This is a genomic window from Aeromonas sp. s7(2024), from assembly GCF_040907825.1.
Lineage (GTDB): Bacteria > Pseudomonadota > Gammaproteobacteria > Enterobacterales > Aeromonadaceae > Aeromonas > Aeromonas veronii.
This window is the reverse complement of sequence record NZ_JBFOCM010000038.1, coordinates 1-20,838: the sequence shown is the minus strand read 5'-3', so window position 1 is coordinate 20,838 and position 20,838 is coordinate 1. Positions and strand designations below refer to the sequence as shown.

Sequence of the window (20,838 nt, the reverse complement as noted above, 5' to 3'; positions counted from 1 at the left end):
TCGTTCCCCTGCTGGTGTTCGTAGTCCTGTTTCTGGTCGGCACCATGGCCAAGGCACTGCCCCTGCACCACATGATGTAAATTTGTGTGAAATAAAAATCTGCCGGGGCGGGTCTTATCCATACTGCCTCACTCAGCCCCGGGAGTTTTTCATGTTGATCAAGCGTCGTACCGCCCACCCCCTCACCGAACAGGATGTCACCCCGGAAGCCGTCTATCAGGACCGCCGCCTTATTCTCAAAGGGCTGGGTCTGGGCGCCGCCACCCTGGCATTTCCCACTCAGGCCGGAGTGCTCGACCTGCTGCGCGGCAAAGAGGATGCTCCCCAGTTAGCCACCAAACCGCTCAACAGCAAGCCTGCCGAGCGCCCGACCAATCTGGTGCTGACACCGGAAGAGAAGGCCACCAGTTACAACAACTTCTATGAGCTGGGCACCGACAAGTCCGACCCGGCTCGCAACGGTCATTACCTCAAGCCCGAACCCTGGACCCTCAAGGTGGAGGGGGAGGTGGCCAAGCCTTTTACACTCGATGTGTGGGATCTCATCAACAAGAGCGAGCTGGAGGAGCGGATCTACCGGCTGCGCTGCGTCGAAGCCTGGTCCATGGTACTGCCCTGGAACGGGATCTCGCTGGCGGAGATTATCCGCCGTGCCGAGCCCACCAGTCGCGCCAAGTTTGTTGCCTTCGAGACCCTGTTTGATCCGAAACAGCTGCCGGGGCAGGCCTCCAGTCTGGGGGGCGGCATCGAGTATCCCTATGTGGAGGGGCTGCGTATCGACGAGGCGATGCATCCTCTTTCTTTCCTTGCGATGGGGCTCTATGGCAAGACGCTGCCCGCCCAGAATGGCGCGCCGATCCGCTTGGTGGTGCCGTGGAAGTACGGCTTCAAGAGCATCAAGAGCATCGTCTCGATCCGGCTGGTGGAGGAGATGCCGCCGACCACCTGGAACCTGCTGGCTCCCAACGAATATGGCTTCTACGCCAACGTCAATCCGCAGGTGGATCACCCGCGCTGGAGTCAGGCCAGCGAGCGTTTCATCGGCGAGGGCGGAGTGTTTGGCGCCAAGCGTCAGCCGACCCTGATGTTCAACGGCTATGGTGACGAAGTTGCCTCGCTCTATCAGGGGATGGATCTGCGCCAATGGTATTGAGATTGAAACCGGTCCATATCAGCGGCTTGCGAGTGCTGGTGCATCTGGGCTCCTTGGGTTTCCTGCTCTGGCTAGGGTTTGCCATTCCGGCAGGCCTGCTGGGGGGCGATCCGGTGCCCGAGCTTATTCACTACCTCGGCAAGGGAGCGCTCCACCTGCTGCTGCTCACCCTGCTGGTGTCGCCGCTGGCCAAGCGCTGGCGGCAGGGGCAACTCATCAAGCTGCGCCGCCCCCTCGGGCTCTGGTGTTTTGCCTGGGCGCTGCTCCACTTCGTGGCGTGGCTGGGGCTGGATCTGCAGTTTGACTGGGGTCTGATTGGCGGCGAGCTGGTCAAGCGCAGTTATATCGTGGTGGGGATGGTGGCCCTGTTGCTGCTGGCCGCCCTCAGCATCACCTCGCTGCCCGCATTGCAGCGCCGCATGGGCGCCGCATGGCAGAAGCTGCACAACTGGGTCTATGCCATCGCCCTGCTGGTGCCGGTGCACTACTGGTGGTCGCTCAAGAGCGGTTGGGGGGAGCCCCTCATCTACCTGCTGCTGGCCTGCGCCCTGCTCTGGCCGAGGCGGGAGAAACTGCTGCGCCCCTGGCGGGGACGCTGGAATGCAAAAGAGGCCTAATCGGCCTCTCGTTGTTTGATCTCGCCGGTGTAGGCATCGACGATGAGATGCACCTTCTGATCCTGGCGATTGAGGGTTTTGACCTCGAATTTGTCCCTTTCCAGCTCCACTTCCCGAATGTCGTGATACCCTTGCGCCAGCAGGAGTTTGACCAGCCCGGCCATGTCGAGACGGCTCTGGGCCGCCCAGCTTGTGGCACTCAACAGGCAAAGGATCAGCAGGAAACTGCGCGGGATCATATTCATTCCGGATTCATGGCTGGCAGACTATAAACGCCATTATGTTAGGTTTTTGGAGATGAATCATCCATGAATAGAGCGCTCCCTCTGCTTGGGTTATTGCTGCCGTTGCTGGCACAGGCGGTCACGCCTGATGAAGCCCAGCTGCAGCAAGCTGTCCATGAGGGACGGGTTCGGCCCTTCCATGAAATGATGGAGGTGGCGGCCAGATTACCGGTGCGGGTGTTGCGGGTGGATCTGGGGGAAGAGGATGGTATCTGGCTCTATGAACTGCGAGTCATCGATCGGGAAAACAGCGTGATCAAGGTAGCCTATCGGGCCGACAACCTTGAGCTGGTGTGGGCCAAGGGCCACCATCTGGAGCGGTTGTTCGAACCGCCAAAGCCCCCGGTCGAGGATGATGAATAACCCCTGTGTGGAAGCCTGTTCATGCGAATTCTGATTGTTGAAGACGAAAAAATTCTGGCTGGTCAGCTGGCCGAACAGCTGCGCCTCTCCGGCTTTGTCACCGACCTCTGCCACGACGGCAACGAGGCCGGTTTCCTCGGCGAGACCGAACCCTACGACGCCATCATTCTCGACCTCGGCCTGCCGGGGCGCGATGGCCTGAGCGTGCTGAAAGAGTGGCGCAGCAAGGGGATCGATACCCCTGTGCTGGTGCTGACCGCCCGTGGCCAGCTGCACGAGAAGATCGAAGGGCTCAACGCCGGTGCCGATGATTACCTCACCAAGCCGTTCCAGGTGGCCGAGCTGGTCGCGCGGGTCCATGCGCTGGTGCGCCGGGCGGCGGGCAACGCCAGCTCCATTCTGGAGATTGGCGGAGTGCGGCTCGACATGGCGGCATCGCAGGTGTGGTACGAAGGGACCCCCATCAAGCTGACTGCCCACGAGTTCCGGGTGCTGGGTTACCTGATGCAGCACCGGGGCAAGGTGGTGTCGCGCAGCGAGCTGATCGACCACATCTACGCTCAGGATTTCGACCGCGACTCCAACACCGTGGAGGTGTTCATCGGCCGGATCCGCAAGAAAACCAACCCCGATCTGATTGAGACAGTGCGCGGCCTCGGGTACCGGATCAACGAATGAGGCTGGTCAGAACCCTGCGGGGGCGACTGGTCGCCATCGCGCTGGTCTGGTGCGGGCTGTTTCTGTTCGCCACCGGTTTCAGCCTGCAGACCATGATGCGCAACTACTGGCAGGAGGCGGAGGCCGACGGCCTGCGCCTGCAGCTTTATGATCTGCTCTCCCGGCTGGAAGTGGCCAAAACCGGCCTGCCGGTGGTCACCGGCTCCCTCTCCGATCCCCGCTTCAATCAACCCTACTCCGGCTACTACTGGCAGCTGGAGTTGGGCCGCGATGTGGTGGGGCGCTCCCGTTCCCTGTGGGATACCAACCTGAAGAGCGATGGCCTCAAGTCCGCCTTTGGCGATCCCGACCTCTTCGTCGGCAAGGGGCCCAACAAGGAGCCCCTGCTGATCATGACCCGCACCGTGCTGCTGCCCGGTTCGGATCGGGTCTTCACTCTGGTGATGGCCAAGGACAGTAGCGCCCTGACCCAGACCCTCAACAAGACCCGCATCAGCCTGTTCCTCGGTCTCGGCTTTGCTGCCGCCGGTCTGGTGCTCGGCTTCATGTTCCAGATCGTCTACGGCTTGCGGCCGCTGCACCTGCTGCGCCGCGAATTGGGGCGGGTTCACGAGGGTCATCAGGAGGGGTTCCGGCTGCGCTATCCGCTGGAGATCCAGCCGCTGGTGGAGGATATCAACCGGCTGCTGCACCACTACGGCGAGCTGCTTCAGCGGGCGCGATCCCACACCGGCAATCTGGCCCACGCCCTCAAGACGCCGCTCAGCATCATGCGCAATCAGGTGGCCCAGTTGCCACCGGAGGATCAGGCCGCCATCGGCGAGCAGCTCGACCAGATCCAGCGCCATATCGACTACCACCTCGGCAAGGCGCGGGTGACCGGTGCTGCCAAGATCCTCGGGGTCTCGACCCCGGTGCGGGCGCGGGTGGAGTATATCTGCCGCGCCTTCTCCCGCCTCTATCCGGGCAAGACGGTGGATCTGCAAGTGCCCGCCAATCTGGCGGTCGGGGTGGAGGAGCAGGATTTCGACGAGATGGTGGGCAATTTGCTGGAGAACGCCTTCAAGTGGTCTGCCAGCGAGCTGCGCATCTCCAGCGCCGAGCTGGGTGGCTGGATCACCTTGCGTATCGAGGATGACGGCCCCGGCATGAGCGAAGATCAGATCGCCAAGGCGGTGCTGCGCGGGGTGCGGCTCGACGAGAAGGTGCCGGGCTCGGGCCTGGGCCTCAATATCGTCTCCGATCTGGCGGAAGCCTATCGGGGCAGTTTCATCATGGGCCGTGCCGAACTGGGCGGTCTGGCCGCCTCCCTCTCGTTGCCCAAGGTGGCAAGAGTCGAGAGCTAGGCATAACATATGGCATTTGTTTTAGCCTGAGGAAGAGAAGCATGACCGACGATCCGTGGGCACTGTGTCACCTTGATGATTCGTTTGATGCCTCTGTGCTGGGGGTCAAGGGCGCCCAGATCCAGTGGTTTGAAGACAGGGATGGCCTGATCGCGTTCCTTCTGGAAGATTTTGTCGACCTGCTGGCCGATGTGGGCGAGCTGGACGAGGAGCAGACCGAGCAGGCGCGCGAGCGCTTCACCCTGCTGGTGGAGCAGAGCTTTGACGATCGCACCCTGATGGATGCCATCAACGATCTCGCCTCCGGCCTGCGTCGCATCGCCTGGTTGGGGCCGCTCTCGGAGCTGGCCGAGATCAGCGACGAGTTTGCCTCCGGCCTGCGCCGCTATTTCTGGAGCCAGTACGACGGGGACGAAGATGACCCGGACGCCTGGGTGCCGGAAGAGCTCTGGCCGCAACTGGTGGAGTGCGCGCAGGAGTATATGGAAGAGGGCGAGTTCTGATTTCCCTCTCTCCTGTCATCGCAGCGATAAAGAATCGGCGCCTTCGGGCGCCGTTTCTATTGGCGCGTCCTTATGGTGATCGGGCGCTGCCCTGTGGGGCAGTAGAAGAGCCGGGCAGGGCCACCATGGGGCGCTTGGTCATTGGTATAAGTAAAAATCGGGTCATTACCGGAAAAGTCATAAATTAAATTTATACAGGATAATCAGGCCCCCTCACGGTGCCTGCGAGCGCCGCCAGCGCCCCGCAAGGGGAGCTGCCGATCTTCGCTATTGGCGCTGGCGCTTATCCCGACAAGGGATCTCCCCGCCACAACCGGGATAAAAAAACGGCGCCATGATGGCGCCGTTTTGTCCGGTAGCAACCGCCTTAGCCGTTGGCCGGTACCGCGTGGGCGGTGTTGGCCAGCACTGGGCCTGTGTACTTCTCAATCTGCAGCTGGGCCATGTGGCCGCAGTTGCCCTGCGCCAGGCTGGACGAGCCTTCGTCGAAGGTGAGGCAGTTGACGTTGCCGTTCTTGCAGATGCTGCCCGCTTCGCCCGGTTTGGCCGGGTCATACCAGGCCCCTTCGCAGATCCGCACCACCCCTTGGCGCACATCCTCGGAGAGCAGGGCGCCCACCAAAATCTGGCCGCGTTCGTTGAAGGCGCGCACCAGATCCCCCTGGGCGATGCCACGAGCCTTGGCATCCAGCGGATGGATCATGATCGCCTCGCGGTCGGCGATGGCGAACTTGTCCCGCAGCGGGGTGTTGTCGAGCTGGGAGTGCAGCCGCTGGGTCGGGTGGGAGGTGTTGAGCGACAGCGGATAGCGCGCCGCCACCTCGCTCTTCACCCACTCCTTGGGTTCATACCACTTGGGATGGCCGGCGCAGTCGGCGTAACCCATCCCGGCTACCGTGTTGGAGAAGATCTCGATCTTGCCGGACGGGGTACCGAGCGGGTTGAGCAGCGGGTTCTCGCGAAAATCGGCGTGACGGATCCACTGGCGGTTGGCCTCGGGGATCGGGAAGCGGATGTAGTTGTTGGACTCCCAGAACATATTGAACGGCGGCAGCGCCACGCGGGCGCCGCGGGCCTGTGCCGCCATGCCGTCGTACATCTGCTTGAGCCACAGCATCTCGTCCTTCCCTTCGGTGTACTGCTCCTGCACGCCCAGCTTGGCGGCGATGGCGCTGAAGATGTCGAAGTCGTTGCGGGCTTCAAACTGGGGCGGCACGCACTGGTGCATCGGGAACACATAGCGCTGGGAGTAGTCGCCGCCCATCTCCAGATCGTTGCGCTCGTAGCTGGTGGTGACCGGCAGCACGATATCGGCGTGCTTGGCAGTCGCCGTCCAGTAGGGCTCGTGGACGATCACGGTCTGCGGCTTGCGCCACGCCTGCAGCAGGTTGTTGGTGTCCTGATGGTGGTGGAAGGGGTTGCCGCCCGCCACGTAGACCAGCTTGATGTCCGGATAGGTCACCTTGCGGCCGTTGAAGTCGATGGTCTTGCCCGGGTTGGCGAGACAGTCGGCGATGCGCGCCACCGGGATCGGGGCCGGGCTGTTCTTCGGTGCGTTGCCGGCGGAGATGCCCGCCAGAATGCCGCCCTTGGCGGTGGGGCTGCCACCGGAGGAGTAGTGGTAGCTGAAGCCGTAGCCGCCGCCCGGCAGGCCGATCTGGCCCAGCATGGAGGCCAGAGTGACCAGCATCCAGTTGGGCTGTTCGCCATGCTGCTGACGCTGCATACCCCAACCGGCCATGATCATGGTGCGCTTGGCGGCCATGTCGAGGGCCAGCTGGCGGATCACCTTGGCATCGACGCCGCAGACAGTGCTCGCCCACTCGGCGCTCTTCGGCTGACCGTCATCCTTGCCGAGCAGGTAGTTCAGGAACTTGTCGAAGCCGACGGTGTAGCGATCGAGGAAGGCCTGATCGTGCTTCTTCTCGCTGTAGAGGGTGTGGGCCACCCCCAGCATCATGGCCACGTCGGTGTAGGCGTTCGGGGCAATCCACTCGGCGCCGACCAGCTTGGCAGTCTCGTTGTAGACCGGATCGATGCTGATGACGCGGGTGCCTTTCTCTTTCAGCGCCTTGAAGCCAGCCTGACCTTCGTGATCCGGCATGTTCCAGCTGTTCTTCAGGGTGACCTGAGCATTGACCCCCCACAGCACCACCAGTTCGGCGTTCTCCACCACGTTGGGCCAGGCGGTCTGTTGCTCGTACACCTCGATAGAGCCCATCACGTGGGACATGATCACCTGAGCCGCACCGGTGGAGTAGTCACCGGCATAACCGGTGAAGCCGCCGGAGAGGTTCATCAGGCGGTGCAGCAGGGTGCGGCTGTTGTGGAACATACCGACACTCTTCCAGCCGTAGGAACCGGCGTGGATCGCCTGCGGGCCGAAGTCAGACTGGACGCGCAGGATCTCACCGGCCACCAGTTCGATCGCCTTGTCCCAGCTCACTCGCACCCACTGGTCGGCACCGCGCAGCTCCGGCTTGGCACCCGGGCCGTGCTCCAGCCAGCTCTTGCGTACCATGGGGTATTTGACGCGGTTCTTGGCGTGCACCTGGAACGGCGCCATATCGATGAGATCGTTCGGCGCCGGATCATCGGCCACCGGCTGGACGCGCACCATGCGGCCATCTTCGACGATCGCCTCGAAAGCACCCCAGTGGGCGCCGGTCAGAATGCCCTTCTGGGCGGGCACCAGGGTCGGGAACTGACTCAATGCGGTGCTGATGGCTTGTGCCAGCGCACTCTTGGGAAAGATACCGCCGAGCAGGGGCAGGACTGCGCAGGCGCCGAGCCCCTTGAGCAGGTTGCGGCGGGACAGATTGGTCTTGTTGTCATTGAAAAAAGTCATAACGGTTTTCCTCTGTACCAGCCTTAGTGGGCCGCGCTCATGTCACTGGCGTGTTTCTGGACATACTGGGTCAACATGCGAGCCTGTTCCGGGGTCAGGGAGGTACGAGATTCCATCCCCTTGATGACGCCGATCCACTGGTTGGCATTGAAGTGATCCAGCGCGGTGAGGCCGTGGCAGCCGGTACAGTTGTTGGACATCAGGGTGGAGGCGTATTGCCACAGCTTGCCCTGATCGCCGATGAGCTGGCTCTGGTCGACCCAGGCGGTCAGCTTGACCTGATGCCAGGTGAGGTTGGTGGCGCTGTCGGTTTCGCTCTGGCCGGTGACCAGCGCTTTCTTGGCGGCATCGCCGACCAGTACGCTGAGGATCCGTTTGCCCGGTGCGGCGTAGAACACTTCGCTCACACCATCCTGTTGCCAGCCTTCGATCTGCACCTTGGCGCGGCCGTTTTCGTTGGCCAGCACTTCCACCCTAGTGGAGGGCATCAGGGTGCCTTCGTCGGTCTTGGCGGCGGCATCGAGGAACAGCGGGGTGGTGGCGATGGCGTAACGGGTTGTGACATTGGCCGGAGTCTGGGCCGCAGCCTGCGCCAGCTCGCTGGCACCGGCGGCAGCCAGGCCGCTCATGTCAGGCATGATGTGGGCGACACCACGGTGGCAGTCGATACAGGTCTGGCCCTCCTTGATGGCGACCGGGTGCTCGGCACGGGCATTGGGGCGCTGGGCCAGAATGTCCATCGCCTCGTAGCTGTGGCAACTGCGGCAGGTAGCGGAGTCGTTGGCTTTCAGTTCGTCCCAGACGGACTGGGCCATCCGCAGCTTGTGGGCTTCATACTTTTCCGGGGTATCCAGCGTGCCGATCGCCTCGTGATAGATATCCTTCACGGCGCGGATCTTGGTCCACAGGTAGGAGGTGGGATCGCCCGGGATGTGGCAGTCGGCGCACTCGGCGCGGATCCCCTTGGTGTTCTGGAAGTGGACACTGCCCTGATACTCGGCGAGCGGAGTCTGCATGGAGTGGCAGGAGACGCAGAATTCGGTGGAGCTGGTCTTGTGCAGTACGGTCACGGTGACACCCAGTGCCGCGACACCCAGCAGGGCCCCGAGCAGCAGGAGCCAGAACCAGGTTTTTCTTATCAGTTTTCCAATCATGGCGGCGTTTTCCTACGGTCAATAATTACCTACATAGTACTAGTCCAATAGTAGTAGTAATGATAGGGATAAGGCGTTGACCTCCATCATGGTTTATATTTTTGATTGTTGTCACATTTTGTCTTTTGTTTTGTTATTGATTTAATTATCGAATTAAATTCAGTTGTTTTCTATTTTATCTATTTGTGCACTTTCCGCGACAGCTGTTAGCCCCCTCGCAAAACCCCACAAGATTCGCTGATATAGTGAGCAGTGAGCCTCAACGGAGTGTCGCTGATGAGCCCTTTCTCACTGCTGTGTGTCGCCGCCAACGTGCAACTGTTGGCCGAATTCGAACAGGAGTTGGCTCCGCTGCTCGGCCATTTCGCGCTGGTGGTGGTGGTCGGTCAGGGGTCGGCGGAGCTGGCCTTGGACGAGCTGGATCGCAAGGGGCAGCCACCCGCCGTGGTGGTGTGTGACAGCGATCTGGGGGATGGGCGAGGGGCCGATTTTCTGATCCGCCTCGGCAGCCGTCACGAGGCGTGCCGCAAGATCCTGCTGGGCAGCCAGCCGGAGATGAAATCGATCATCGAGGCGGTCAACCTCGGTCGTCTCGACTACTACCTGCAACGCCCCTGGCGCGATGGCAGCCTGCGCCGGGCGGTGATCGAGCAGGCGAGCCACTTTGTATTGCAACGTCCCGATGCGGATCTGCTGAGCTATGCCGCCGTGCTCGACAACCAGAAGCTGCTGCGAGCCCACGTCGATCGCCAGTTGGCTGCCTATCGGCAGGGCTTTATGGATTACACCCACTGCAGCGATGAAGAACTCTCCCGGGTGGTGATCGACGGCCTCTATCAGTTTTTCGAGGGCAATGACGAGGAGCGGGTCTGCCGCCACTACAGTCCGGGCCATGTGCTGACCCGCGAGGGGGAGCCCAACAGCTTCCTCTGGTTTATCGCCAAGGGGGAGGTGGTGCTGCGCAAGCGGGACGAGCAGGGGGTCGATCAGGAGGTGGTGCACTACCGTACCGGCTCGCTGGTGGGGGGAATGTCCTTCGTGACCGGCGAACCCGCCTTCACCACCGGGGTGACTCTGACCGGTGCCGAGGTGATAAAGCTCGACAAGCTGCAATTCTCCCGGGTGATGCAGGCGCGTAGCGAACTGCTCCCCTCCTTTACCAACCTGCTGCTGCGCCACTTCAACCGCCGTCTGCAAAACAGCATCCGCACCGAGATGCGGCTGCAACAGACCCTCAACTCCCTCGATGCCGCTCACGCCCAGCTGGTGGAGAGCGAAAAAATGGCGATGCTGGGTCAGCTGGTTGCCGGTGTCGCCCACGAGCTGAACAACCCGGTGGCGGCCATTATCCGTGGCAGCGAGACCCTGCGGGCCGCCATCCCCGATCTGGTCAATCTCGAACTGCCCGCCCCCATCAAGGGTCTCGGCAACCAGATCCTATGTCAGGCGCTCTCCTCCCAGCCGGTCTCGACCAGCGAGATCCGTGACAAGACCCGGCAGGCGGAGGGGCGCTTTGGCGATCGTCAGCAGGCGCGGCTGGCGGTGCAGATGAATCTGGATGACGAGCTGAACTGGCAACGCTGGTTTGCCAGCCGCACTGCCGACGAGCGGGAGGCGCTGCTCTCCCGGCTGGAGCTGTTCCAGCAGACCGGCAGCTTCCTGCGCAATATCGAGGTGTGTGCCCGTCGCATCGGCGATCTGGTCAAGAGCCTCAAGCAGTATGCCCGGCAGGATCGGGCCGAGCCCTCGCTGGTGGACCTGCACGAGGGGCTGGAAGATACCTTGATGATTTTCGAAAACCGCCTCAAGCATCATGAGCTCTGCAAGGAGTACCAGCCGTTGCCGCTGGTGCGCTGTCACCCCATCGCCCTGCAACAGGTGTGGACTAACCTGATCGCCAACAGTCTGGATGCCATGAGCGGCTCGGGGCGACTCACCATCCGCACCGGGCTGCTGGATCCCGAGTGGGTCATGGTGGAGATCGAGGATAGCGGTTGCGGCATCGAGCCCGAGCTGTGGCAGCGGATCTTCGATCTCAACTTCACCACCAAGCGGGAGGGACATTTCGGCCTCGGGATTGGTCTGAGCGTTTCGCTGCAGATAGTGCAACAGCACCACGGCCGGATCGAGGTGGCCTCCGAACCGGGCCGTTACACCCGGATGCGGGTCTGTCTGCCGCTGGACGGCATGGGGCAGGCCGGTTACGGGGGCGAACCTCATCACAACAAGGAGCATGCGGCCTGAGCCGTCGCCAGCATCAATAGCGCGGCGTGCCAAACCATGTCGCCAAGGAGGAGCAATGAACAAACACTATCTGATCCTGTGTGTGGACGATGAGCGTGAGGTGCTGGATGCGGTGATCCACGATCTCGCCCCGTTCCGTTCCCACTTCGAATTGGAAGCCGCCGAGAGCGTCGATGAGGCGCGTGCGGTGGTGGAGGAGTGGGAGCGCGACGGCAACAAGCTGGCGCTGATCCTCTGTGACCACATCATGCCGGGAACCCTGGGTGTCGATTTTCTGGTGGAGCTGAACCGGCGAACCTCCACCCGTGCCAGCCGCAAATTGCTGCTGACCGGACAAGCGGGGCTGGAGGCCACCGTCGAGGCGGTCAATCGTGGCGGGTTGCACTACTACCTCGCCAAGCCGTGGAAGCTGGAGACCCTGCAAGAGGCGGTGCGCGAACAGCTGACCGACTACCTGCTGGCGGAAGATGGCGAAAATGCCTTCCACTATGCGCCACTGCTCAATCAGGCGCGGCTGTTTGCCGCCATCCACGATCACCCGTTCGACGAGTAGGGGCAGTTGGGCTTTCGCGGTGGCAGTTGTATACTGTCTGCATATACAGTATTGCAGGTAGCCACCGATGCGACTCTTTATCGCCGAGAAGCCCACGCTGGGCCGCGCCATTGCCGATGCCCTGCCCAAGCCCCACAAGAAGGGCGACGGTTTTATCGAAACAGCCCAGGGGGATGTGGTCACCTGGTGCATCGGCCATCTGCTGGAGCAGGCCGAGCCCGATGCCTATGACGCCGCCTTCAAGCAGTGGCGGATGGAGCATCTCCCCATCATCCCTGCCCAGTGGCAGCTGGTGGCCAAGCCCAAGACCAAAACCCAGCTCACCGTCATCAAGCGGCTGATCAAGCAGGCGGACTGCGTGGTCAACGCCGGTGACCCGGATCGGGAAGGGCAGTTGCTGGTGGATGAGGTGATCGACTTTCTCGGCTACCCGAAAACCAAGCCGGTGCAGCGCTGCCTCATCAGCGATCTCAACCCGCCCGCAGTGCGCCGCGCCCTCGAGAAGCTGAGGGACAACAAGGAGTTCGTGCCGCTGGCGGTCTCCGCGCTGGCCCGCAGTCGGGCCGACTGGCTCTACGGTATCAACATGACCCGCGCCTATACCCTGCTCGGGCGCAAGGCGGGTTGCAGCGAGCTGCTCTCGGTCGGTCGGGTGCAGACCCCGCTGCTGGGGCTGGTGGTGCGGCGGGATCTCGAGATCGACGCCTTCGTGCCCAAACCTTTCTACGAGGTGCTGGCCCATCTGCTGACCGATAGCAACGAGCGTTTCACCGCCAAGTGGCTGCCGTCTGAAGCCTGCCTGCCGTGGCAGGATGAAGAGGGGCGGGTGCTCAACCGGGCGCTGGCCGACAAGGTGGTGAGTCGGATTAACGGCCAGCCCGCACAGGTCGAGTCGGTGGAGGAGCAGGCCCGCAAGCAGGCGGCGCCGCTGCCCTATAACCTCTCCAGTCTGCAGATCGATGCCGCCAAGCGCTTCGGCATGGATGCCAAGCGGGTGCTCGACATCTGCCAGAGCCTCTACGAGCGTCACAAGCTCATCACCTATCCGCGCTCCGACAGCCGCTATCTGCCGACCGACCACTTCAAGCGGGCCGAGCAGGTGCGCGGTGCCATCGCTGCCACTGCTCCTGCGCTGGCCAAGGCGGTTGCCGAGGCGGACGGCAAGATCCGCAGCAAGGCGTGGAACGACAGCAAGGTGGATGCCCACCACGCCATTATCCCCACCGAGAAGCAGGGCAACCCCGCCACGCTGGGGGCCGACGAGGCGAAGCTCTATGGCCTGATTGCCCGCCAGTATCTGCTGCAGTTCTATCCCCCATTCGAATACAACGACAGCAAGGTGCTGCTGCGCATCGCCGGTGGTCTGTTTCAGGCCAAGGCACGGCGCATTCTAAAAGCGGGCTGGAAGGCGCTGCTCGGGGTGGAGGAGGATGACGACGAAGAGAAGGCGGGCACGCTGCCTGCCCTGAAAGAGGGAGAGCAACTGCTGTGCGAGCGGGGCGAACTGCTGGACAAGCTGACCCAGCCACCCAAGTCGTTCACCGATGCCACCCTGCTGGCGGCCATGACCGGCATCGCCCGCTATGTGCAAGATCCCGAGATCCGCAAGACCCTGCGCGACACCGATGGCCTCGGCACAGAAGCGACCCGGGCCGGTATCATCGAGCTGCTGTTCAAGCGTCGCTTTCTGGTGCGTCAGGGCAAGAGCATCAAGGCGACCCCGACCGGACGGGCGCTGGTTCAGGCGTTGCCCGCGACAGCTACCACGCCGGATATGACGGCGCTGTGGGAGCAGAGCCTCGGCCAGATCGCCGAGCGTCACGGCAGCTACCAGCAGTTTATGGGGCCGCTCACCGAGCAGCTCAACGGCCTGATCGAGGGGGCGCGGCAGGACTCCGGCGCCAGCTTCAGCGCCCTGCCCAAGGAGGCACCAAGTGCCGGCAAGCGGCGTTTTACCAAGCGCAAGAGTCCGGCGGCCAGCGGTGCAGCGCCTCGCAAGAGTACGGGCAAGCGCACAGCCAGAAGCAAGGTGGCCTGACCGCATGAGGGGGCGGATAGGCTGATACACAAAAGCGGTCAGCTGAAAAAGAAAAAGGAGTCATGTGCTCCTCTCTCTTTTTTATCGCTGTAATGGCCTAGCTCCGCTTAGCCGGTATAGACGTTCTCTTCCGGATAACGGATGCGGGTCTCGACCGGGCGGGCCAGCATAAAGGCCAGGGTCAGAGGGCCGAGACGGCCGCAGATCATCACCAGTACCAGGATCAGCTTGCCCGGCTCGCTCAGGGAGGCAGTGATGCCGGTGGAGAGGCCGACGGTGGCAAATGCCGAGATGGTCTCGAACATGATTTTGTCGAACGGCAGATCCTCGGTCACCATCAGCAAGAACATCGCCAGCATCAGCACCATGGTGCTGACGATGATGATAGCCAGCGAGCGGGTCACGATCTGGGGCGACAGAGTGCGGCCAAAAGCGGTGACATGGGGCCGTTTGGTCAGAAACGCCTTGGTCGCCAGCAGCACGACCGCGAAGGTGGTCACCTTGATACCGCCACCGGTCGAGGTGGCACCGGCACCGATAAACATCAGCATCATCAGGAACAGCAGCGCCGCCGGGGTCATCAGCCCGATATCTATGGTATTGAAACCGGCGGTACGGGCGCTGGCAGACTGGAAGAAGGCAGCCAGCAGCTGGCCACCGACACCGGCCTTGCCGAGGGTGCCGGGGTTGTTGTGTTCCAGCAGCCAGAACATCAGGGTACCGGCCAGCAGCAGCGCCGGGGTCATCAGCAGCATCAGCTTGCTGTGCAGCTTCAGCTTGCGCCAGCGGCGGTTGCGCACCAGATCGACGATGACGGTAAAGCCGATCCCCCCCAGGATCAGCAGACCGGCGATGGTCAGGCTGATGATGGGGTCGTCCCTATAGTCCATCAGGTTGTTGGCAAACAGCGAAAACCCGGCGTTGTTGAAGGCCGATACTGCGTGGAAGAAGCTGACATAGAGGCCGTGCACCCACCCCATCTCGGGCACCCAGCGGATCGCCATGATGCCGGTGCCGATCAGCTGGGCAATAAAGGCGAACAGCACGATCCGTTTGACCAGCTGGATGATGTTGACCGAGCCCTCCTGTCCCAGCGCCTCCTTGGCCAGCACCTGTTGGCGCAGACCGACCCGCTTGCTGAAGATGGCGATCAGCAGCAGGGTCATGGTCATCTGGCCCAGACCGCCGATCTCCATCAGCATCAACAGGAAAATCTGCCCCTGCAGGGTGAAGGCGGTGCCGGTATCCACCACGCCAAGACCTGTCACGCTGATGGCCGAGGTGGCGGTAAACAGGGCGTTGACGAAGGTAACCTCGCCATTGTGGCTGGAGGGTTGCACCAGAAAGATGGTGCCAATCAGCAGAATGATCAGAAAGCTGCCGAGGATCAGCCGGGCTTCGCTCCAGCGAGAGTCCTGCTCCCGATGGAGGGCGAAGGCGTAGCTGCTGCGCCAGTTGATCATAGGGTTTCGAGCCAGTGGTCGATGGCGTGCTTGTTGCCCGCCAGGATCAGGATGTCGCCGAGTTGCAGCTCCATCTTGCCGGTCAGCACGTTGTGCAGCACGTCACCACGCTTGATGGCGAGCAGCTGGAAATCGCTCTGTTGCAGCAGGTGGAAGTCGCCCAGTTCCCGGCCGTTCTGCTGCAGGCCGATCACGAACTCGGTCAGCACCATGTCGTGGCCCAGCTCCAGATAGTCGAACAGCCGGTTGTCCAGCATGCTCTGGGCGACCCGGCGGCCCATGTCCCACTCCGGGTTGATCACCTTGTCGGCGCCCACTTTCTGCAGGATCTTGGCGTGGAACTTGTCGCGCGCCTTGACCCACACCTTCTTCACGCCCGCCTCTTTCAAGACGAGGGTGGTGAGGATGCTGGTCTCCAGGTTGTCACCGATGGCAACGAAGACGATATCGAAATTGGCCAGTCCCAGCTCGGCCACGGTGGCCTCGTCGGTAGCATCCGCCACGATAACGTGATTGCAGAGGGCGGCGATTTGCCGGGTCTTGCTCTCGTCGATATCGATGGCCAGTACTTCGGCATCTTGCCGTTGCAGCTCTTCGCACAGCGCGCTGCCAAACAGGCCCAGGCCGATGACGGCAAACTGGTTGTTCATGAGTTGTTCCTCAGCAGTTGAAGTCGCCTACTCTAAACCACTGCTATTCCCCCGAAAAGGGCTCGGGTTTTTCGTCATGGGGCAACTTGAGGTAGACTGCGCCCTTGCACCAAGCCGGGATAGACCGATGAAACTGAATGCCAACGCCTCCTTGTTGAAGCTCAACACCCTTGCCCTCGATGCGTATTGCCTCTGGCTGGCCGAGGTGGAGCAGGTTGCCGATCTGGCGACCCTGCGTGCTGATCCACAACTCAACCAGTTGCCTCGCCTCAATCTGGGCGGCGGCAGCAATATGCTCTTCACCACCGATTTTCTCGGTCTGGTGGTGCTCAACCGGCTCAAGGGGATTACCGCTGAAGATGGTGGCGATCACTGGTTGCTCCATGTGGCGGCCGGTGAAGATTGGCATCAGCTGGTGCGCCATACCTTGCAACAGGGCTGGTTCGGGCTGGAGAATCTGGCGCTCATTCCCGGTACGGTCGGTGCCGCGCCGGTGCAGAACATCGGTGCCTATGGCGTTGAGCTGGCCGACTTCTGCGCCTATGTCGAGGCGTTCAACTGGCAGAGTGGCGAGATTGAACGGATCGCGGCGGCAGAGTGCCGCTTCGGTTATCGCGACAGCATCTTCAAACACGAGTATCAGGATTCCCACCTGATCACCGCCGTCGGGCTCAAACTGCCCAAGGCGTGGCAACCGGTGCAGGGCTATGGCCCACTGGCGGCGCTCGGTGACGCGCCTTCGGCGCAGGCCATCTTCGATACCGTCTGTGCCACCCGCATGGCCAAACTGCCGGATCCTGCGGTGCTCGGCAATGCGGGCAGCTTCTTCAAGAATCCGGTGGTGCCTGCCGCGCTGGCGGAGAATCTCAAGGCACGCTATCCGCAGATGCCCTGCTATCCGGCTGGAGAAGGGCAGGCCAAGCTGGCGGCGGGCTGGCTCATCGATCAGTGCGGTTTGAAAGGTTTCGCCATTGGCCGTGCCGCTGTTCATCAGGAGCAGGCGCTGGTGCTGGTCAATCTGGGGGGCGCCAGTGCCATGGAGCTGATCGCGCTGGCGGCCCATGTCCGCGACTGCGTGGAGCAGACGTTTGGCGTGGTGCTGGAGCACGAGGTGCGCTTTATGGGCGCGCACGGTGAAACCTGGCTCGACGAGGTGCTCTCATGACGTTGACTCCCATCAGACAGACCCTGATCACCCTGCTTAGCGACGGCCAGTTTCACTCCGGCGAACAGTTGGGCGAGCAGCTCGGCATCAGCCGGGCTGCGGTGAGCAAACACATGGCGGCGCTCAAGGAGCTGGGGCTGGATCTCTTTAGCCTGACCGGCAAGGGCTACCGGCTGGCGGTGCCGATGGCGCTCTATGATCAGGCCACCTTGCAGGCACTGGCCCCGATGGCGCCGGTGCACTGTTTTCCGGTCATTAGCTCGACCAACCAACACCTGCTGGATCGGGTCAATGAGCTGCGCTCTGGCGAGAGCTGTCTGGCCGAGTGCCAGACAGCCGGGCGCGGTCGTCGTGGCAAACCCTGGATTTCGCCGTTTGGTTGCCAGCTGATCCTCAGCATGTACTGGCGACTCGAACAAGGCATGGCGGCGGCCATGGGGCTCAGTCTGGCGGTCGGCGTGGCAGTGGTTGAAGCGCTGGAGTCCCTTGGCTATCAAGGCGTCGAGCTCAAGTGGCCGAACGACCTCTACTATCAGGGCCGCAAGCTAGCGGGCATTCTGGTAGAGATGAGCGGTAGCGCCGGGGCCAGTTGTCATCTGGTGATCGGCATCGGTCTCAATCTGGCGATGCCTGCCCGCGAAGGTGAGAAGATTGATCAGGCCTGGGCCGAGCTGCGCCACATCAATCCCGAGCTGGTCGATCGCAATCAGTTGGCGGCCCGGATGATCGTCCATCTGCAGCGGGCGCTGCACACCTTTGAGCAGCAGGGGTTGGCAAGCTTTGTCGATGAGTGGAATCGGCTCGATCACTTTGCCGGTCGCCCGGTGCGCCTGCTGATGGGTGATCAGGAGATCCGCGGCATCGCCCGTGGCATCGACGATCGCGGCGCCCTGCGGCTGGAGACGGAGGAGGGCACCAAGTTCTATCTGGGGGGCGAACTCTCCCTGCGCCGGGGCGACTGAGGTTCAGCAAGGCCGCTCATGATACCAAATAGAAGAGGGGGCCTGCGGGCCCCCTCTTCGTTATCCGGCAACTGCAGTCATCATTTGCGCAGTTTGATCTGCTCGATGGCGTGCTCATGGCCCTTGGTCATGATCAGGTTGGCTCGCTCACGCGTTGGCAGGATATTTTCTTGCAAATTCAGATAGTTGATGTCTTGCCAGATGTTGCTGGCGATCTGGGTCGCCTCACTCTCCGCCAGCTTGGCGTAGTTATGGAAGTAGGAGTCGGGATCCGAGAAGGCGCCGCTGCGGAATTTCAGGAAGCGTTCGATATACCAGGTACGCAGCAATTCGGCATCGGCATCCACATAGATGGAGAAGTCGACGAAGTCCGACACGAAGACCCGATGGGGCTCCTGAGGGTAATCCATGCCGCTTTGCAGCACATTGAGCCCTTCCAGGATCAGGATGTCCGGCTGCTCCACCACCTTCTTCTCATCGGGAATGATGTCGTAGATAAGGTGGGAGTAAACCGGCGCTTCGACCTTCTCGTGACCGGCGCGGATATTGGCGACAAATTCCACCAGATGGCGGATATCGTAGGATTCCGGGAACCCCTTGCGACGCATCAGGCCGCGCTCTTCCAGTACCTTGTTGGGATAGAGGAAGCCGTCGGTGGTGACCAGCTCCACCCGCGGATGTTCCGGCCAGCGCTCCAGCAGGGCCTGCAGAATACGGGCCGTGGTACTTTTGCCCCCCGCCACGCTGCCGGCAATGCTGATGATATAGGTGCCCTTGCCGCGGGACTGGCCGAGGAACTGCTCCAGCACCCGGCTGCGACGCTGTTTGGCTTTGACATAGAGATTGAGCAGGCGGGAGAGAGGCAGATAGATCTCTTCCACTTCCCGCAATGACACCTTCTCGTTGATCCCGCGCAGGGTCTGCAGATCGTGTTCGGTCAGGGTCAGGGGGACCGAATCGCGCAATAACGCCCATTGTTCGCGGGTGAATTGCAGATAGGGGTTATGCTCTGTCGTCATGGTGTCATCACTGTTTCTTGGGCACGGCGACCATACACCAAGGGTGGGGGAGCGACAAGGGACGCAGCAGGATTGGCTTGTTTGCCCCCGCTTTTTTGCAAACTTCCCAGCAATAAAGCATATTTTGCCGGGTTCAATGGTTGCATCCCCCAAAACCTTACAATAAAATGCGCGACGCTTGACTGTCTGTCGTCTATTTGCCGTGCAAAAGCGATAAACACAACGGGTGCAAGCAGAATTACCGTTGTGACAATCTGGCGTCTGGAGGGGTTCCCGAGCGGCCAAAGGGATCAGACTGTAAATCTGACGGCTCTGCCTTCGAAGGTTCGAATCCTTCTCCCTCCACCATATTTCTCTGCGGTTTGAGTTCTTTGGGTTAGAGAAATGCGGGCATCGTATAATGGCTATTACCTCAGCCTTCCAAGCTGATGATGCGGGTTCGATTCCCGCTGCCCGCTCCAAGATGCTGATATGGCTCAGGCGTTAGCAGAGCCGCACCCTAGGGTGAGTTCGGCAAGCGAACCAGCCATCAGTACCTCTCTCTTTCCCACCAGATTCAAATCCATCATATAAACTGTTCTGTGGTTAGCTTGCCACCGCGTACTCAGCGTTAGTTTAGAGGGACGATCATGTCTAAAGAAAAATTTGAGCGTAATAAACCGCACGTTAACGTGGGTACCATCGGCCACGTTGACCACGGTAAAACCACCCTGACTGCAGCTATCACCAACGTGCTGGCCAAGCACTTCGGTGGTAAAGCTTTCGCCTTCGACCAGATCGACAAGGCACCGGAAGAGCGTGAGCGTGGTATCACCATCAACACCTCCCACGTAGAATACGACACCGCTACCCGTCACTACGCCCACGTAGATTGCCCGGGTCACGCCGACTACGTTAAAAACATGATCACCGGTGCTGCCCAGATGGACGGCGCGATCCTGGTAGTAGCAGCGACTGACGGCCCGATGCCGCAGACTCGTGAGCACATCCTGCTGGGTCGTCAGGTTGGTATCCCGTACATGATCGTGTTCATGAACAAGTGTGACATGGTTGATGACGAAGAGCTGCTCGAACTGGTTGAGATGGAAGTTCGTGAACTGCTGACCGAGTACGACTTCCCGGGTGATGACCTGCCGGTAGTTCGTGGTTCCGCGCTGAAAGCGCTGGAAGGCGACGCTCAGTGGGAAGAGAAGATCATCGAGCTGGCTGGCCACCTGGATACCTACATCCCGGAGCCGGAGCGCGCGATTGACCAGCCGTTCCTGATGCCTATCGAAGACGTATTCTCTATCGCTGGCCGTGGTACTGTAGTTACCGGTCGTGTAGAGCGCGGTATCGTTAAAGTAGGTGAGACTGTAGAAATCGTTGGTATCAAAGATACCGTTTCTACCACCTGTACCGGTGTTGAAATGTTCCGCAAGCTGCTGGACGAAGGTCGTGCAGGCGAGAACATCGGCGCGCTGCTGCGTGGTGTTAAGCGTGAAGACGTAGAGCGTGGTCAGGTACTGGCCAAGCCGGGTTCTATCAAGCCGCACACCAAGTTCGAATCTGAAGTGTACGTACTGTCCAAAGAAGAAGGTGGTCGTCATACCCCGTTCTTCAAAGGCTACCGTCCGCAGTTCTACTTCCGTACTACCGACGTGACCGGTACCATCGAACTGCCGGAAGGCGTAGAGATGGTAATGCCGGGCGACAACATCAAAATGGTTGTTACCCTGATTGCTCCGATCGCGATGGACGACGGCCTGCGTTTCGCTATCCGTGAAGGTGGCCGTACCGTAGGTGCCGGTGTTGTAGC

At 61.3% G+C, this 20,838-nt stretch carries 18 protein-coding genes and 2 tRNA genes; 14 read left to right on the top strand and 6 right to left on the bottom strand.

The window, feature by feature from the left end:
* The first annotated feature begins 151 nt into the window (after positions 1-151).
* Together msrP and msrQ are read left to right on the top strand one after the other, a co-directional pair.
* A complete protein-coding gene (msrP, locus tag AB5Y73_RS18015; RefSeq protein ID WP_107683261.1) occupies positions 152-1,153 on the top strand; it encodes a protein-methionine-sulfoxide reductase catalytic subunit MsrP in 1,002 nt (333 codons plus the stop codon).
* A complete protein-coding gene (msrQ, locus tag AB5Y73_RS18010) occupies positions 1,144-1,770 on the top strand; it encodes a protein-methionine-sulfoxide reductase heme-binding subunit MsrQ (RefSeq protein ID WP_107683262.1) in 627 nt (208 codons plus the stop codon). The genes msrP and msrQ overlap by 10 nt, the downstream gene beginning before the upstream one ends.
* Here msrQ and AB5Y73_RS18005 read toward each other — a convergent pair.
* Positions 1,767-2,015: a PepSY domain-containing protein gene (locus AB5Y73_RS18005; protein ID WP_107683263.1), complete on the bottom strand. Its 249-nt coding sequence runs from the start codon at positions 2,013-2,015 to the stop codon at positions 1,767-1,769. The two genes, msrQ and AB5Y73_RS18005, sit on opposite strands and share 4 nt — an antisense overlap.
* A 63-nt stretch (positions 2,016-2,078) precedes the next feature.
* Between AB5Y73_RS18005 and AB5Y73_RS18000 the strand changes: the two genes are divergently transcribed.
* Genes AB5Y73_RS18000 through AB5Y73_RS17985 form a run of 4 tightly spaced genes read left to right on the top strand, consistent with a single transcriptional unit; the run spans position 2,079 to position 4,944 of the window.
* Positions 2,079-2,417, top strand: a complete 339-nt coding sequence (locus AB5Y73_RS18000) for a PepSY domain-containing protein (protein WP_005341875.1) — start codon at positions 2,079-2,081, stop codon at positions 2,415-2,417.
* A 21-nt stretch (positions 2,418-2,438) separates the two neighbouring features.
* Complete coding sequence (locus AB5Y73_RS17995) at positions 2,439-3,095, top strand: response regulator transcription factor (RefSeq protein WP_005339826.1); 657 nt, start codon at positions 2,439-2,441, stop codon at positions 3,093-3,095.
* The gene (locus AB5Y73_RS17990; protein WP_005339828.1) at positions 3,092-4,441 is read left to right on the top strand and encodes a sensor histidine kinase; all 1,350 of its coding nucleotides are present in this window, start codon (positions 3,092-3,094) and stop codon (positions 4,439-4,441) included. The genes AB5Y73_RS17995 and AB5Y73_RS17990 overlap by 4 nt, the downstream gene beginning before the upstream one ends.
* Positions 4,442-4,482: 41 nt before the next feature.
* Positions 4,483-4,944: a hypothetical protein gene (locus tag AB5Y73_RS17985; RefSeq protein WP_005339830.1), complete on the top strand. Its 462-nt coding sequence runs from the start codon at positions 4,483-4,485 to the stop codon at positions 4,942-4,944.
* Between the two features lie 367 nt (positions 4,945-5,311).
* Here the strand turns inward: AB5Y73_RS17985 and torA are convergent, their stop codons facing one another.
* Positions 5,312-7,792: a trimethylamine-N-oxide reductase TorA gene (torA, locus tag AB5Y73_RS17980; RefSeq protein WP_107683265.1), complete on the bottom strand. Its 2,481-nt coding sequence runs from the start codon at positions 7,790-7,792 to the stop codon at positions 5,312-5,314.
* A gap of 23 nt (positions 7,793-7,815) precedes the next feature.
* The gene (locus tag AB5Y73_RS17975) at positions 7,816-8,946 is read right to left on the bottom strand and encodes a NapC/NirT family cytochrome c (protein ID WP_042012259.1); all 1,131 of its coding nucleotides are present in this window, start codon (positions 8,944-8,946) and stop codon (positions 7,816-7,818) included.
* 276 nt (positions 8,947-9,222) lie between these two features.
* Between AB5Y73_RS17975 and AB5Y73_RS17970 the strand changes: the two genes are divergently transcribed.
* The 3 genes from AB5Y73_RS17970 to AB5Y73_RS17960 all read left to right on the top strand — a co-directional run bounded on the left by AB5Y73_RS17970 (position 9,223) and on the right by AB5Y73_RS17960 (position 13,781).
* A complete protein-coding gene (locus AB5Y73_RS17970; protein WP_107683266.1) occupies positions 9,223-11,190 on the top strand; it encodes an ATP-binding protein in 1,968 nt (655 codons plus the stop codon).
* Between the two features lie 55 nt (positions 11,191-11,245).
* Positions 11,246-11,743 carry a response regulator gene (locus AB5Y73_RS17965; RefSeq protein WP_107683267.1) on the top strand — a complete coding sequence of 166 codons (498 nt, stop codon included), beginning with the start codon at positions 11,246-11,248 and terminating at the stop codon, positions 11,741-11,743.
* 67 nt (positions 11,744-11,810) lie between these two features.
* Positions 11,811-13,781 carry a DNA topoisomerase III gene (locus tag AB5Y73_RS17960; RefSeq protein ID WP_107683268.1) on the top strand — a complete coding sequence of 657 codons (1,971 nt, stop codon included), beginning with the start codon at positions 11,811-11,813 and terminating at the stop codon, positions 13,779-13,781.
* A gap of 107 nt (positions 13,782-13,888) precedes the next feature.
* Here AB5Y73_RS17960 and AB5Y73_RS17955 read toward each other — a convergent pair whose 3' ends face one another.
* Together AB5Y73_RS17955 and AB5Y73_RS17950 are read right to left on the bottom strand one after the other, a co-directional pair.
* Positions 13,889-15,244, bottom strand: coding sequence for a TrkH family potassium uptake protein (locus AB5Y73_RS17955; protein ID WP_042082855.1), 1,356 nt, complete (start codon positions 15,242-15,244; stop codon positions 13,889-13,891).
* Positions 15,241-15,894 carry a TrkA family potassium uptake protein gene (locus AB5Y73_RS17950; protein WP_005339863.1) on the bottom strand — a complete coding sequence of 218 codons (654 nt, stop codon included), beginning with the start codon at positions 15,892-15,894 and terminating at the stop codon, positions 15,241-15,243. The genes AB5Y73_RS17955 and AB5Y73_RS17950 overlap by 4 nt, the downstream gene beginning before the upstream one ends.
* A gap of 127 nt (positions 15,895-16,021) precedes the next feature.
* On the opposite strand from AB5Y73_RS17950, the gene murB reads away from it, so the two are divergent.
* Positions 16,022-17,059, top strand: a complete 1,038-nt coding sequence (gene murB / locus AB5Y73_RS17945; protein ID WP_118854373.1) for a UDP-N-acetylmuramate dehydrogenase — start codon at positions 16,022-16,024, stop codon at positions 17,057-17,059.
* Positions 17,056-18,021, top strand: a complete 966-nt coding sequence (gene birA / locus AB5Y73_RS17940) for a bifunctional biotin--[acetyl-CoA-carboxylase] ligase/biotin operon repressor BirA (RefSeq protein ID WP_118854372.1) — start codon at positions 17,056-17,058, stop codon at positions 18,019-18,021. Before murB ends, birA begins: the two co-directional genes overlap by 4 nt.
* An 80-nt stretch (positions 18,022-18,101) precedes the next feature.
* Here birA and coaA read toward each other — a convergent pair whose 3' ends face one another.
* The gene (gene coaA, locus AB5Y73_RS17935) at positions 18,102-19,040 is read right to left on the bottom strand and encodes a type I pantothenate kinase (RefSeq protein WP_005339877.1); all 939 of its coding nucleotides are present in this window, start codon (positions 19,038-19,040) and stop codon (positions 18,102-18,104) included.
* Positions 19,041-19,303: 263 nt separating this feature from the next.
* Here coaA and AB5Y73_RS17930 point away from each other — a divergent pair.
* The 3 genes from AB5Y73_RS17930 to tuf all read left to right on the top strand — a co-directional run.
* A tRNA-Tyr gene (locus AB5Y73_RS17930) sits at positions 19,304-19,388 on the top strand.
* A 38-nt stretch (positions 19,389-19,426) separates the two neighbouring features.
* Positions 19,427-19,501: transfer RNA gene (locus AB5Y73_RS17925), tRNA-Gly, on the top strand.
* A gap of 168 nt (positions 19,502-19,669) precedes the next feature.
* Positions 19,670-20,838, top strand: a 1,169-nt coding sequence (gene tuf, locus AB5Y73_RS17920) for an elongation factor Tu (protein ID WP_368148301.1), incomplete at its 3' end; no start/stop codon positions are given.

What these genes read in the sequence shown, in the direction of transcription:
- msrP (WP_107683261.1), top strand. Translation starts at nt 152, where the DNA reads ATGTTGATCAAGCGTCGTACCGCCCACCCCCTCACCGAACAGGATGTC.
- msrQ (WP_107683262.1), top strand. Translation starts at nt 1,144, where the DNA reads ATGGTATTGAGATTGAAACCGGTCCATATCAGCGGCTTGCGAGTGCTG.
- AB5Y73_RS18005 (WP_107683263.1), bottom strand. Translation starts at nt 2,015, where the DNA reads ATGAATATGATCCCGCGCAGTTTCCTGCTGATCCTTTGCCTGTTGAGT.
- AB5Y73_RS18000 (WP_005341875.1), top strand. Translation starts at nt 2,079, where the DNA reads ATGAATAGAGCGCTCCCTCTGCTTGGGTTATTGCTGCCGTTGCTGGCA.
- AB5Y73_RS17995 (WP_005339826.1), top strand. Translation starts at nt 2,439, where the DNA reads ATGCGAATTCTGATTGTTGAAGACGAAAAAATTCTGGCTGGTCAGCTG.
- AB5Y73_RS17990 (WP_005339828.1), top strand. Translation starts at nt 3,092, where the DNA reads ATGAGGCTGGTCAGAACCCTGCGGGGGCGACTGGTCGCCATCGCGCTG.
- AB5Y73_RS17985 (WP_005339830.1), top strand. Translation starts at nt 4,483, where the DNA reads ATGACCGACGATCCGTGGGCACTGTGTCACCTTGATGATTCGTTTGAT.
- torA (WP_107683265.1), bottom strand. Translation starts at nt 7,792, where the DNA reads ATGACTTTTTTCAATGACAACAAGACCAATCTGTCCCGCCGCAACCTG.
- AB5Y73_RS17975 (WP_042012259.1), bottom strand. Translation starts at nt 8,946, where the DNA reads ATGATTGGAAAACTGATAAGAAAAACCTGGTTCTGGCTCCTGCTGCTC.
- AB5Y73_RS17970 (WP_107683266.1), top strand. Translation starts at nt 9,223, where the DNA reads ATGAGCCCTTTCTCACTGCTGTGTGTCGCCGCCAACGTGCAACTGTTG.
- AB5Y73_RS17965 (WP_107683267.1), top strand. Translation starts at nt 11,246, where the DNA reads ATGAACAAACACTATCTGATCCTGTGTGTGGACGATGAGCGTGAGGTG.
- AB5Y73_RS17960 (WP_107683268.1), top strand. Translation starts at nt 11,811, where the DNA reads ATGCGACTCTTTATCGCCGAGAAGCCCACGCTGGGCCGCGCCATTGCC.
- AB5Y73_RS17955 (WP_042082855.1), bottom strand. Translation starts at nt 15,244, where the DNA reads ATGATCAACTGGCGCAGCAGCTACGCCTTCGCCCTCCATCGGGAGCAG.
- AB5Y73_RS17950 (WP_005339863.1), bottom strand. Translation starts at nt 15,894, where the DNA reads ATGAACAACCAGTTTGCCGTCATCGGCCTGGGCCTGTTTGGCAGCGCG.
- murB (WP_118854373.1), top strand. Translation starts at nt 16,022, where the DNA reads ATGAAACTGAATGCCAACGCCTCCTTGTTGAAGCTCAACACCCTTGCC.
- birA (WP_118854372.1), top strand. Translation starts at nt 17,056, where the DNA reads ATGACGTTGACTCCCATCAGACAGACCCTGATCACCCTGCTTAGCGAC.
- coaA (WP_005339877.1), bottom strand. Translation starts at nt 19,040, where the DNA reads ATGACGACAGAGCATAACCCCTATCTGCAATTCACCCGCGAACAATGG.